The 12,199-nt window shown below is 65.9% G+C and carries 13 protein-coding genes; all 13 read right to left on the minus strand.

The features are described from left to right. Window positions 1–189 precede the first annotated feature (189 nt). Complete coding sequence (locus ACFVUS_RS20735) at window positions 190–378, minus strand: hypothetical protein (protein WP_387768424.1); 189 nt, start codon at window positions 376–378, stop codon at window positions 190–192. 8 nt (window positions 379–386) lie between these two features. Further along, entirely contained in the window at window positions 387–1,145 is a 759-nt protein-coding gene (locus ACFVUS_RS20740; RefSeq protein ID WP_387768427.1) for an N-acetylmuramoyl-L-alanine amidase, read from the minus strand. A gap of 27 nt (window positions 1,146–1,172) precedes the next feature. Continuing rightward, window positions 1,173–1,607, minus strand: coding sequence for a hypothetical protein (locus tag ACFVUS_RS20745; protein ID WP_387768430.1), 435 nt, complete (start codon window positions 1,605–1,607; stop codon window positions 1,173–1,175). Next, entirely contained in the window at window positions 1,607–2,896 is a 1,290-nt protein-coding gene (locus ACFVUS_RS20750) for a hypothetical protein (protein ID WP_387768433.1), read from the minus strand. Before ACFVUS_RS20750 ends, ACFVUS_RS20745 begins: the two co-directional genes overlap by 1 nt. Window positions 2,897–2,986: 90 nt before the next feature. Continuing rightward, window positions 2,987–4,033, minus strand: a complete 1,047-nt coding sequence (locus tag ACFVUS_RS20755) for a hypothetical protein (protein WP_387768436.1) — start codon at window positions 4,031–4,033, stop codon at window positions 2,987–2,989. A 33-nt stretch (window positions 4,034–4,066) separates the two neighbouring features. Continuing rightward, the gene (locus ACFVUS_RS20760; protein ID WP_387768439.1) at window positions 4,067–5,134 is read right to left on the minus strand and encodes a hypothetical protein; all 1,068 of its coding nucleotides are present in this window, start codon (window positions 5,132–5,134) and stop codon (window positions 4,067–4,069) included. Between the two features lie 10 nt (window positions 5,135–5,144). Further along, complete coding sequence (locus ACFVUS_RS20765) at window positions 5,145–6,179, minus strand: hypothetical protein (RefSeq protein ID WP_387768443.1); 1,035 nt, start codon at window positions 6,177–6,179, stop codon at window positions 5,145–5,147. Between the two features lie 23 nt (window positions 6,180–6,202). Further along, window positions 6,203–7,825, minus strand: coding sequence for a phage tail protein (locus ACFVUS_RS20770; RefSeq protein WP_387768446.1), 1,623 nt, complete (start codon window positions 7,823–7,825; stop codon window positions 6,203–6,205). After that, window positions 7,818–8,057 (minus strand): hypothetical protein, encoded by a 240-nt coding sequence (locus ACFVUS_RS20775; protein WP_387768449.1) that lies wholly within the window; start codon window positions 8,055–8,057, stop codon window positions 7,818–7,820. The genes ACFVUS_RS20770 and ACFVUS_RS20775 overlap by 8 nt, the downstream gene beginning before the upstream one ends. Continuing rightward, window positions 8,057–8,950, minus strand: coding sequence for a phage tail protein (locus ACFVUS_RS20780; RefSeq protein ID WP_387768452.1), 894 nt, complete (start codon window positions 8,948–8,950; stop codon window positions 8,057–8,059). Before ACFVUS_RS20780 ends, ACFVUS_RS20775 begins: the two co-directional genes overlap by 1 nt. Next, window positions 8,947–11,403: a hypothetical protein gene (locus ACFVUS_RS20785; protein WP_387768455.1), complete on the minus strand. Its 2,457-nt coding sequence runs from the start codon at window positions 11,401–11,403 to the stop codon at window positions 8,947–8,949. The genes ACFVUS_RS20780 and ACFVUS_RS20785 overlap by 4 nt, the downstream gene beginning before the upstream one ends. 54 nt (window positions 11,404–11,457) lie before the next feature. Then, complete coding sequence (locus ACFVUS_RS20790; RefSeq protein ID WP_387768458.1) at window positions 11,458–11,766, minus strand: DUF5361 domain-containing protein; 309 nt, start codon at window positions 11,764–11,766, stop codon at window positions 11,458–11,460. Between the two features lie 68 nt (window positions 11,767–11,834). Beyond that, window positions 11,835–12,125: a hypothetical protein gene (locus ACFVUS_RS20795; RefSeq protein ID WP_387768461.1), complete on the minus strand. Its 291-nt coding sequence runs from the start codon at window positions 12,123–12,125 to the stop codon at window positions 11,835–11,837. Window positions 12,126–12,199: the final 74 nt, after the last annotated feature.

Consider the following 12,199-nt stretch of genomic DNA (forward strand, 5'->3'; position numbering starts at 1 on the left):
GGACATCGCTTCTGCTCGATGCGTTGGAGGTGGCGGGGGTAACGGCCGCGAGCCAATTGCTGCGTTGGTTCAACCAGGTAGGCGGACCAGCGTTCGTGTTGTTCGGCAAGGGAACTGGTCCGCCTTTCGGGATCGGGGCATAAAAAATCCCCATCCCGACACGGGTATGGGGTGGGAATTAGGTGTGGGCTATGCCTGCTGGGTATTCCGGAAGTCCTTGACCATCTGCCTGCCGCTACTCAGGCGCATAACTCGCTGCAACGTTTCCTTCTGCGGCAGGTTGTTGATGTTGAAGGTTCTGGACGCGGTTCCCGCAGCACCGGTAGCAGTTGTGGCACTGAAGGTTCCGGGCTTCCAGGCCGGGACGGGGTTCGACATGGGGGCTCCTATTTCTCGAGCTTCTCCAGGCGGGTGAGGACTTCGGCGAGGGCGTCCACGACGGTGCGGTTGCCGAGCTGGGGCCAGCCCGCGTATTCGGCCGCATCGCGCTGCTCCTTGCCGCACAGCTGTTCGCGAATGTCTTTGACATCGCTGCTGATCGGGCCGCAGAACGAGGTGATGAAATCCTGGATCTGGGTTACTTCGGCGGCGCTCATGGGGGCGTCCTCTCCGTCGATAAGTGCCTGGACATCGCGGCGGAAGGCGTCCATGTCGATGCCGGCGGGGTCGATTTTTCCTTCGGAGCTGTACTCGCGGTGGGCTACGCAGTCGTCGGCGTCGCGGCCGATGCGGCGCAGGATGGCGGCGCAGCCACGTTTGTAGGCGTCGAGTTGCACTGGGGTCCAGTCGGTTCCGTCGCCTCGGGAGACCGCTTCGATGCCGATGACGTAGTAGTTGGCGTTGTTGGTGGGCCAGCCGGGCCAGGAGCCGCGGCCCGCGTGCCAGCAGACGCCGGCGGCGATGACGCGAAAGGTGCCGTCGCGTTCGAGAACCAGTTGGGCCAGTGGGCCTTCCAGGTCGGGGCGGCCGTATTGGACGATGCGCCAGTCGTCGGTGGTGCCCCCGGCGGTGTGGTGGCAGAGCACGCCGCGGATATCGGCGAAGTCGCCGTGGCCGCGGTCGCGCCAGCCGTCGTGTTCGATGACCTTCAGGCCCGCGTCGCGTAGGACGTCAGCGAGCCAGATGGGATCTCCGGTCCAGGACATGGGTTTTCGCCTTTCCGATGGAGTCCGTTATGCGATTCGCACGGTGCTTCCCGCGACTTGGATGCTGGCGTTCCAGGCCGAGAGTGTCGCGTTGCCGGTGGCCTGCACTGTCACAAGGTCACCATCGGCAAGTGGGAGCGTCGCCGTGGCGACGAGGGTTCCGGCAGCTGCGGTCACAGAAGGGGTGTTGCCGACACCGATACCGTTGACGAAGATCCTGGCTTGATGTGTCGTGGTGGCGCTCTGGGCGCCGGAGAAGACCAGGTTCGCGGTGATGGTGGCCGCTGCTCTGCTGCCTTGATTGCGCAGTGCATTTCCGGAAAGCAAGGATCCCGGGGAACCGGGATCTGCTGTCCAACCAGGAATTTCGGTCATGCTATTGGTGAGCGGCTGTGCCGGTGCGACCTTGTTCATGCCCGACGGCACGAAGCTGTCACCACCGGTGACCACGATCATCGGCATCAGACGGTCACCGCCTTCAGGCTGACCTGCAATCCCTTGCCCGGAGCGGTGTCGAGGGTGGTGACGAAGACCGTGAGGCGATCCCCGGCGCTCAGCGCGAACGGCCCACCGGCCGTCACGATGGTGTCCAGGATCTGGTTGGCCGGGGTGATCGTGGCCGAGGTGCCCGCGATCGTGGTGCCGTTCTTGCGCAGTTCGACGACCAGATTGCCGGTACCCGCCGTCTCACCACGGAAGGTGATCGCACTGATCGAGATATTGCGTTCGATCCGCAACCCCTCCGGCATGGAGTTGCCCGCACCCGCGACGCGAGTTCCGGTGTGCGATTTGAACGCGAGGTCGTACACCTGCCCCGCGGCGGTGGGCGTACGAGCGTCGGTGAGCCGCGTATCACTGGTCGCGACGGCGGATAGGCTGGTGCGCAACGTATTCGCGTCCGCGACAGCGAGCACAGTGCGCCCGAAAGCCGAGGCATCGCTGATCTGGCTCATGGTGTGGGCGTGCGCGACCGGCGTGCGGGCATCGGACAGGCGCGGGTCATCACCCGCCGCCGCGGTCCCGGGGGTGGTTCCGGTGACCGGCAGGAAGGTGCTGGGCTTATTGGTGATTCCGGCCCAGTCGGTCGTGCCCGCGGGCCCGCGCACCGCGATGCCCTGGCCATTCGGCGTCCAGCCGCCGACGGTGCGGTAGACGTACAGCAGCCCGTCCGCCTTCACCACATACTGCGCGCCGTCCTTGGGTGCGGCGGGCAATGCCGCGTAAGTGGCTGCCTGACCGTCGAACTGGATTCCGGTACCGCGTTCACCACGAACCACCGCGTTGCCCGCGCTGGCGGGCACCGGCGATACCAGGGTCAGATCGACCAGCCCGGTTGAGCCGGTATCGGGATTCGCCGAATCCGCTCCCGGAACATATTCGGCCACACTGAAACTGAACGGATCGAGGGCGACGGGTTCACCCTCGTAATTCAGTTCGAACGACACCCGCCAGGTCCAGTTCCCAGGATTGGTGTCCGCGGTCGGTGCGACGAGGCGGATGCCGCGCTTGCCGCGCCAGGTGAGGAAGCCGAATTCATCCAGCTCGCAGACGTAGTGATTGGGTAGCTGCACATAGGTGGCGGGCGCAGGCTGACCCGCCGCGACCAGCACTTTCGGTGCGTCGGCGGTGAACGTGACGGTGCCCGCGAGCGGCGGGAATTCGGGCAGGTCACCGATGTCGGGACCGTCGGCGACATTGGCGAGGAACCGCCCGACGACCTTTCCGTACTTCAGCGGGGGCAGATCGGCCATGGAGGATGCCTTTCGGACAGCGGGCAGCCGGAAGCGGCGTACCTGAAGGGGTGCGGCTCCGAAGAGCCTGGGAGAGAGTCGATTCCGGAACTACACGGGATCGGCGTATACGGTGACCTGCGCGTTATTGGTTTTCACGAAATAGGTTTCGCTGCCGATCACGCGGCGGGCGACGATGTACAGCGTGATGGTCTGGTTGGCAGGCACCACACCGAAGGTGGAGCTCGGTGTCGCCGCGAACTGGTACCAGGGGGTGATCCAGACGCTGGTGAAGGTCGGGATGCTGGTACCGAGTCCGTAGCCGACGAGATCGCCGGTGGGACTGCCGATTCGGACCTCGACGTTGCACCGCGATTTGTAGCGCGGGCCCTCGGTGCCGATATTGATCCAGCCGTCGACGATCGGCCGCCATTTCATCGATTGGCTGGGAATCGTAATGGTGGCAAGCACTTTCGAGTCCTCGTTGAGGCCTGTTCCGCCGACGAACTGGCCCTGCCCGATGGCCCACGGGCCGCCCAGCCGCGGGCTGGGGGTGGGCACGAACTTCTGCAGGTCCGTGCTCCAGGACAGCACGAGATCCTGCCCGAGCGGATGTGTGTCGTCGACCAACACGTCGGCCGAGTCCTGGATGCGCCCGGCGACGCCCGGGTCACCGACGTCACCGGTATCTCCGCGCGGGAAGGTTATTTCGACGTTCTGGTTCGGCACGGTCCCGGTGATCCGCGCACTCGCGGCGGACCCGGTCGGCCCGGCGACCGCGGATCCGCTGAGCCGGTTGGCCTTTCCGCGCTGACCGATCTTGCCGAAGGCATTGGCGAAGGCGACGAGTTCGAGTCCGGTCCAGTAGTAGACCGCGTTCTCGGAGACCACGCGCCAGGCCTTGCGGGCGTCGGTCGTGGTGAGGTTGAGAGCCTGAAGCGTGGGGACATCGGCGATATCGCCCTGCCAATCCCACGGCCAGGCCGGATCTCCGATGGGCCCGGCGTCACCGGCCGGTCCCTGTCGCAATTCGATGAGCGCTTCTCGATCGACGTGCTCGACCGGATTCACGGTGTGCGGCAACCCGATCGAGTCGGCGATACCGCGCATGGTGATCATCACATCGTCGTCGTAGACGGTGGTGGGTTCATTGGTCACAGCTGTTGCTCCCTACTCGAGCGAATGTCGGCGTCATGCGACCGGCTGTGCCCAGCACAGGACTTGAGCGCCGCCCTGGTAGTAGTAGTAATTCGAACTGCCGGTGATGCGGCGCACCACGACATACAGCACGGCCGGTTGACCGGCCGGGACCACGCCGATGGCGCTGTCCGGGGTTACTCGCGCGCCGAAGAACGGCTGGAAGCGGCAGGGGCCGTCGATGCCCGCGCCGAGGCCGGAACCCAGTCCGACCAGCTGACCACTGTCGGAGCCGAGGCGGATCTCGGCGTCGACCCGGGTGTCGAAAGTCTGTTCACCCTCGGCGGTCTGCAAGTAGACGGCGCCCGCGACGATCGGCCGCCAGTCCGTGTCCTGTGCCGGGATATTGAGTCGGGCAACGGTATTCGGCGATGTCGCGATGTTCATCTGGGTGGCGGCGAAGGCCGGTCCGCCGTCCCAGGCGACGGTTTCGGCGATCGACCACGGACCGCGAAGACCCGGATACGGCTTCGGCGTCCATTTGCCCGCAACCGAATCCCACCGGGGCACAGCGTTATTGATGTGTGTGCCGTTGGCGTAGTCGGGTGCGTTGCGGATCGGTCCCGGACTGCCCTTGTCGCCCTTGAGGCCCTTCACCCCGCGCGGAACCGTCAGGTTCAGGGTCAGATTGGGTGCGGCGCCGGTGACCGTGACCTGGATATCCGAGCCGGCCGGACCGGTATCGACGGTTCCGATGCTGACGGTACACGAAACGCCGTCCGGCCCGGCCGCGCCGAACGCGTCCGCGAAGTTGTCGAACCCGATGCCGTTCCAGTACACGAGGGTGTCGGTGGACAGCACTCGCCACGCCTTACCCGCGTGTGCCACACCGAGTTTCGTCGACAGCGCCGAGAGGGCGGCCTGATCGGCGATATCGCCTTCCCAGCGGAAGGCGCGGCACGGGTCACCCGCCGGACCGGTGGGTCCCGGCGATCCGGTCATCAGCTCCAGCGATCCGTCACGCGGGGTGCCGTGCATGGACTGGACCAGGCCCGGCGTGCCGATGCCCTCGTCGAGTCCGCGGATGAGGGTGTTCTGGAAGTATTCACCAATAGTGGACATGTCACCTCACTCAGATGGGTCGGGCGTAGATGACGAGCGATGCCCTGCTCGTCCGGTATCCGATCGTGGAGTTGCCGCTGTCGCGTTCGACCGCGACAAGCAGGCTGGCAGGCTGCCCGGCCGGAACAACACCGAAATCGGATGTCGGAGAAAGGGTTCGGGTGGACTGCTCATCGCGGTAGGTGGAGATGATCGGCAGGTACAGGTAAACGCCGGAGGCACCGGCGCTCGACGCGACCACCTGACCCTGCGAGTTGTACAGCCGCACAACGGCGCGCGCGGCCTGCTGTCCGTTGTTCACCGAGTAGGTCGACATATTCCCGTACACGACCGGCCGCCACGCGAACGGCTGCGCCGGAATGGTGAAGGTTCCGGCGATCAACTGCCCGACCGAGGACTCCTGGTCGGCGATGAAATCCGACTCGTACCAGGACCAGGGTCCCGCGCCCATCGGGGCGGGCATACCCCGGAACTTTCCGCTGGAGCGCTGGTAGGCGAAGACGCCGCCGTGCGAGATACCGGAACTCTGGTCGAAGTCCGGCGATTTGCTGATCTGCCCGGAAACCCCAGCCGGCCCCTTCGCGCCCTGCACGCCGGCGGGGGCGGTGGTGTTCAACTGCTGCTGCGCGCCCGCACCGATGAACTCGACCGCGGGGTTGGTGAGATTCGGTAGCTTTCCGGTCGGCGTGGTGGTGATGGCATTGGTCTCCGCGACAGGCCCGCGCGCACCTACCGCGGCGGTCGAATGCTTCCACGCCGTGCCGGTCCAGACATCCATGCCGTTGTCATCGAGCCGATGCCACCATTTGCCGCGATCCTCGGCAACGAGACCGGCGGGCCGGGCCGCCGCATTGGGGATCTCTCCCATCTTGCGGAAGGTGCTGCGCGGCCGGCCGCGCTGCCCCTGCGCACCGGCCGGTCCGGCGGGTAGCGGCAGGAAGGCGATATCGTCGGAGACCGAGACGTTCGCGATGAGGATCGGCACGCCGTCGACGTCGAGCTGCCGATTCACGCTCAGGTGGGCGGGAAAACTGGTGTCCGCCATGGGTTTCACTCCTTCACGGGGAATCAGAAGATGAGTAGGTCGAGGTCGGCGCCGACATCGGTGGACAGGTCCTTGATGGCGTGCGCGAAGCGGCCGAGGCGCTGCCATGCCTTGACGATCGAATCCTCTTCGTCGGAGCCGTCACCCACGGTGATCTGCCACTTGGAAGCCGTTTCGCGATCGTCGTGGAACGTCAATTCGGTGACGTAGTCGGTGAATACGTGCTCACCGACCGCGAAACCGATCTGGTCACCGAGGCCGAAGTCGCGGCCAAGCAGGTAGGGCGCGTTGTCCTCGATGGTGACCTTGTGGCTGGTGTAGCCGCGGGTCAGGTGCAGGCCCTGGCGGGCGGCGACCAGTCCGTCGAGGTTGAATGCCTTATCGCTGCCGGTGATGTAGAGCTCGCGGAAGGCGTACGGTCCGGCGCGGTCCACTCGCTCCATATCCCGGTAGACCATCCAGGCCAGGAATACGTCGTTGAGCTGGCCGCGATACAGCCAGTCCAGGCCGATCAGGGACAGCAGGCCCTTGATCACGACTTCGATTCCGGCGTTCACCCAGCCGGGTGACCGGCCACCGATGATGACATCGGTCGCGAGTGGTTTGTGCAGTGCCACTTCGGAAGCGCCGATGCCGGAGTATTCGCCCTCGAAGTACCACACCCACGGGAAGTTCGTGAAGGTGCCGAACTTGCCCGGCTGTCCGTAGACGGCCTCGTATTCGGTGGTGGAATCGAATCGCGGATAGCGGATCGGCGTGGTGCCGTCGTCGGCGAATTCCTCTATCCACGAGGCAATTCCGTCGAGCAGGGTGCCGGTCGGGCCGGTGACGCCGGACTTGTCCACCGTCTCCAGCACCACGGTCGGCTGTTCCAGGTAGTAGTAGTCGGGCGCGGGCTGCTCATCCTCGCCCGGCAGGAAGAAGCGGGCGGTGAGCATGACGCCGGAATCCTCGAGCATCGGCTCGAAAAGCTTGTCCGCCATATCGAATCGCGCCGACGCCGCACTCCAGCGGCTGGTGTCGGTCGCGGGATCGACCGGTACGACGGCGATCGGGAAGAGCGGATTGCCCACACCGCTCCACAGCGGATCCTTCGCGGTGCCCGGCGGGGCCCAGCCCGGGGCCTGCAACCGCATGAGGTTCATTGTCAGATAGGTGGTGATGATCGTGCGTACGGGACCGAAAAGGATGTGGTGGCGCGGGAACTGGGCCAGCACCGGCGCGAAGGGCGAGGCCCAGCAGCAGATGGTGGCCACATGATTCCAGGCGTGGATCGCCTCGATGTCGACGGTCTCGACGCCGTTGTCATCACGGACCAGCGAGGCCTTGGTGATGTAGCCGTCCCACCGGAAACCCTTGGTGTTCACCGTGATCGGGATGGTGGCGTCTTCGCCGTCCGCGTTGTTGAAGAGGTGATCGAAGTGCACCATGTCGCGCGGGCAGATCATCTTCAGGCCACCGGCGGCATTGCGCGGATAGGTGAATTCGAGGGAGAGGTAGCTGTGTTCCTCGCCCACTTCGCGCATGAACTTGTCCCAATAGCGAACCAGCACTTCGGGATCGTGCGCCTGCTCCTGGTCGGCCCGGAAGGCCTCGTCCATGCGGCGGGCTTCGATCTGCGGATCCCAGTTCGGGTTGTCAGGCATCGGTACCGCCTTCCGTGGGGGTCTCTGGGGGATCGGCCGGTGCGGGCTCGGGGGGATCAGCCGGTGCAGGGGCGGGGGGATCAGCCGGTGCGGTCCCGCCGTTCAGATTTCCGAGCTGCGGTATCCGGAGCACGATGCGCGCGGGTGAGAACGGCTGATCCGCAAAGGTTTCGGCGAACTCCACGGGTGCGGGGACATCGCCCATGACAACCGGCTCGTCGGTATCGGCCATCAGAACGGCCGGGAGGAGCGCGGCGTGGCGGTGGCGATGATGCTCGAGGCGAGCGTGCCGCCCTCCACCTTCACCCGGATGTCGGTGGCGCTCCACGGGTCCATCGGCGTCAGCCAGCGCCGACCGGCCAACTGCGCCCAAACATTTCGTCCCTGCGGGGAGTCTCCGGAGTAGACGCGGGCGGTGCGGTGCCGCGGATGGGTGTCGATGCGCAAGGTCTCGCCATCGAGCAGCACGGGCGTCTGCACCATGCGCAGTAGATCGCCGTCGCCCGGGTCCAGAATCGACCAGCGGCCGGGACCGTTCATGGTGTAGCGCGGCCAGGCGGGCTGATCGGCGGCATTGCGAACGCGCAGCGTGCTCTCGCCCGCGCCGGAAGTGTTGGTCCACACTGAGTTCTCCTCGAGGTGGTGTTCCAGCGGATCCATCGCCATCGCCGACATCTTGTACGCGGCAAGGGCATTCACCGCCGGATCGATGCTCGCGACCGGTTCCGGCGCGGCATCGAGCTGCGCCTGCTGGAACCGCCAGCCCTGATGGCGGGTGAAATACCCGACGGTGACCGGCTTATCGCTGGACCAGCCGCGGAACCAGGCATCGTGCACCGCGTGGAAATCCCGAACCGGGTCCACGCCAGGATCTTTCGACGCACCGGTGATGACGACGAGGAAATCCCATTCCTTCTTCGCGCGCACCGAACGCTCGAAGGTCGCGCCGTCCTGGCGCGCACCCTCGGTGATCAGCAGTTGCACCGGTGCGAACATGAAACCGTTCTGCTGGGACAGGCGCACGCCCTCGCGTCCGGAGTTGACGCCGGACAGATGCCACACCCGGCCGTTCACATCCCACACGACGACCTTGGTGCCGTGGGTTTCCAAAAGTTGGTGGGTCATCGCCCCATACCTCCTCCGCGTTGTTGCGCCACAGCCCGGCGCCGGCGAACCCGCTCCGTCGCGATCGACGCGCTCTTGGGGTCTGTTCCGTTGAAGTTGTAGATATCGCCGCGCATGGTGCGGCCGCCCGGGCCGTCGGCCAGGTCCGTGAGGCCGAAACCTGTTCCGACGAGCTCTTTTATGGCGTTTCCGGCCCATTCGATGGGGCGGGTGAATTCCGAGGCGATGACGCCGCCCGCCATCGAGCCCAGGAATGAGCCGATCGCGGGACCGAGTGCGGCGGCCGGGCCCAGGAAGGGCGCGATGGCGGTGCCGATGGCACCGCCGATCAGGCTGCCGCCGGTGGTAGCCGCGCCGGAGATGGCTCCGGTGAGGCCGCCGAGCAGGCCGTGCTGTTGCAGGCCCTGGACGCCGGATTTGAAGGCGGCGACGCCGGTCTCCTGGTAATGGTCCAGCTGAGTGGCGGTCGAGGAGCCGCTCTGTCCCTGTGGGGTCCACTTGATGCCGGTCAGGTTGCTGACCCAGGTGCCGAGCGTATTGGTCCAGTCGTGATTCGGGTCGGCCGCGTTGTAGGCATCACCGATTGGTTTCATGAAACTCTCGGCGGCGGTCTTCACTATGTCCGACGCGTTCTCGCCCAGAATCGGTTTGAGCAGTTCGCCGAGATTGCCTCCGGCCTGGTTCGCGGCGACCTGGAGCAGATCGCCGAAATTGCCCGAGTTGGGGTTGTACTTGTGGCCGGTGCCGACCAGATCCTGCGCGCCCGCGGGATCGGTCTTGCCCGTCAGTGCGTCGATCCAACTCGTGCCGGGCACATCCCGGACGATTGGGCCGGTGCCGTCGTCGGTGATGTACCGAGATACGTCCATCCCGTCGGGGACCTCGGATTTGAGTACTCCCGCGTCTGCCTTGTGAGGCGTCAGGTATGCCCAGCCGGATACCGGATTTCCGTCCGTGTCCTGGCCGTTCAAGTAATCCCAGCGAGCAGACAAATCCGGGGTGCCGCCGGAACCCCCACCGGAGCCACCGGCCGGACCCGAGGTGTCGACGACGGTGCTTCCACCGCCACCGCCATCCCCCGTCGGTTCGGGGCCACCGGTGTCACCGCTACCGCCGGCGGAAGTCCCGTCGCCGCCGGAAGTTCCACCGCCGACGGATGTTCCACCACCCACCGATGTGCCGCCGCCCAGGCCACCACCGGAACCGAGCTGACCGCCTTCGGTTTTCACACTCATCGAGGCCGTCAGCGCACCGCCGAACTGCGATCCGATCAACCGGCCGAGTTGCTCACCGATCTGCGGAGCGAGGTCACCGCCGGGGCCCAGCGCGGGCTTGATCGCATTACCGAGCATCGACCCGAGGGTGCTGCCCGCAGCGGTGGCCGCACCGGCGATACCGGAGCTGAGAGCCTGTGCGAGCGAGGTCAATTCGGTGCCGTCACCGGCGCTGCTGGACGCGCTGGACCCGCCGAACATGCCGAGCACACCGGAGGGGGTGGCCTGCATCGACGCGGTCACACCGGACGGCGAGTCCGCCGATTCACGGGGTAGCGCCGTGGACCCGCCCGACCCCGGACGAGGCGCCAGCAGGCCGCCGGGCTGGAACATCGGGGCCAGCGCGGAGCCCAGTGCGGCTCCCGCCCATGCTCCGGTATTCAGTGCGGCACTACCGATGTTTCCGATGCTGTCGGCGATGACGCCCTGGCCGAGCATGTCGCGCCAGCTCTGCGCGTCAGTGGTGGGATCGGCTGCGGGGCCGCTGAATTGCTGCAACATCCCGGTCAGGAAGCGCGCCGACGGGACCCAGCCGGAGTTGATCATCTCCAGCAGCGGCAGGGTGTTGTCGACCGCCGAGGCTCTGACGACGAATTCGCCGTCGGAGGCTCGCAGGGGTACGCCGTCGCCGGTTGAGCCACCGGGCCCGCGCACCATTCCGGCGGCACGGTTCCGATATTCGGACTCGTCGATGTAACCGCCGTTTGCACGGCGGATCGGTTCGACGCCGAACGTTTCCGCATCATCACTCGACGATCCGGATCGATTCCGACTCTTGGCTGGGTTGAGCAGGGTGGCCCTGGAACTGAATTTGACTATGCGGGTTTCGGTTTCGCGCTCATCCGCGTCCGGGAGGCCACGAACCAGCTCGAGCGCCTGCGCGGCTACCCGATTGGCGAAGAAGCTCGGCACGTGACCGAGGACTTCTTCGAAGACGCGGGCCATCGCCCCGAACGGACCCGAGCGGCCCACGATCGAGTTCGAGATCCCGGAGCCGTTGTCCGCGACCAGGATCGGGTCGCCGTCGGGCAGTGTGATCAGCGAGGTCCCCGCGGTGGGGCCGCCTTCCCACAGCGCGCCGCTGGGCAGCGTGACCTTCTTGCCAGGTCCCGGCTGCCCGTTGCCCGTCATCGCGAGAATGTCCGGCAGTGTCATCGCCGATGGGCGTTGCTTGTCCACAATTCATCCACTTTCTGAGCTGATTGCGCCCGAGCTCGGCCATCGGCGATGCGACTACTTGCTCCAGCCGAGGAATTCGTTGATCTGGTTGATATCCGTTGCCGTGCCGAGCTTTTCGCGACCGGACTCGACGCCGGGGCGCGGAATGGGCTCCGGCCGATTGCGGCCGTGCCGGGCGTCGTCGCTCTTGGACCACACGAGCCAGCGCAGGCAGTCGGCCATATCGGCGAGCAGGTACTGGTCGAGTTGCCAGCGGCTGGTCTCGGCGTACATATCGCGGGTCAACGCCGAATCCGGCGGCAGGAACTTGACGATGGCCTTGAGGTCGCGCCAGCTCAGCTCTTCAGTGCTGAGCCGGCGCAACCGCAGGCCGAGGGCAATCAGGTCGTATTCGATTGCCTCGGAATGCTCTTCGAGAAGAACATCGAGGCCTAGGATTCCCCCAGGCTGATCCCCGAGTGCGCGCGCCAGGCCTCCAGCAGTTCGTGGTAGGCGTCCGGATCCATATCGTCCAGGGCCGCAAGCGCTTCCGGTGTGAGAGTCAGTTCCAGCAGGGTGTACATCGCGTCCACGTCACCCAGGCGGCGGATGCGTCGCACCAGGCCCGGCTTGAGGTAGGACAGCGACGGCAACTCGATGTCGATGCCGTTCACCTTGTAGGAGAAGTCGTCCTTCACCTTGGTCGGGGTCGAGATGGTGATGGGGGCTTTCGGGGAAGTCATTGGTACACAGACCCTTTCGTTGATTTTGTGACAGGGAAAGGCCCAGCGGCGACGAGCGGGCCTGCGCATAGGTG

The sequence above is a fragment of the Nocardia sp. NPDC058058 genome, assembly GCF_042885355.1.
Classification (GTDB): Bacteria; Actinomycetota; Actinomycetes; order Mycobacteriales; family Mycobacteriaceae; genus Nocardia.

Coding starts and splice junctions, on each gene's coding strand:
- ACFVUS_RS20735 (WP_387768424.1), bottom strand. CDS start 378: ATGTCGAACCCCGTCCCGGCCTGGAAGCCCGGAACCTTCAGTGCCACA.
- ACFVUS_RS20740 (WP_387768427.1), bottom strand. CDS start 1,145: ATGTCCTGGACCGGAGATCCCATCTGGCTCGCTGACGTCCTACGCGAC.
- ACFVUS_RS20745 (WP_387768430.1), bottom strand. CDS start 1,607: ATGCCGATGATCGTGGTCACCGGTGGTGACAGCTTCGTGCCGTCGGGC.
- ACFVUS_RS20750 (WP_387768433.1), bottom strand. CDS start 2,896: ATGGCCGATCTGCCCCCGCTGAAGTACGGAAAGGTCGTCGGGCGGTTC.
- ACFVUS_RS20760 (WP_387768439.1), bottom strand. CDS start 5,134: ATGTCCACTATTGGTGAATACTTCCAGAACACCCTCATCCGCGGACTC.
- ACFVUS_RS20765 (WP_387768443.1), bottom strand. CDS start 6,179: ATGGCGGACACCAGTTTTCCCGCCCACCTGAGCGTGAATCGGCAGCTC.
- ACFVUS_RS20770 (WP_387768446.1), bottom strand. CDS start 7,825: ATGCCTGACAACCCGAACTGGGATCCGCAGATCGAAGCCCGCCGCATG.
- ACFVUS_RS20775 (WP_387768449.1), bottom strand. CDS start 8,057: ATGGCCGATACCGACGAGCCGGTTGTCATGGGCGATGTCCCCGCACCC.
- ACFVUS_RS20780 (WP_387768452.1), bottom strand. CDS start 8,950: ATGACCCACCAACTTTTGGAAACCCACGGCACCAAGGTCGTCGTGTGG.
- ACFVUS_RS20795 (WP_387768461.1), bottom strand. CDS start 12,125: ATGACTTCCCCGAAAGCCCCCATCACCATCTCGACCCCGACCAAGGTG.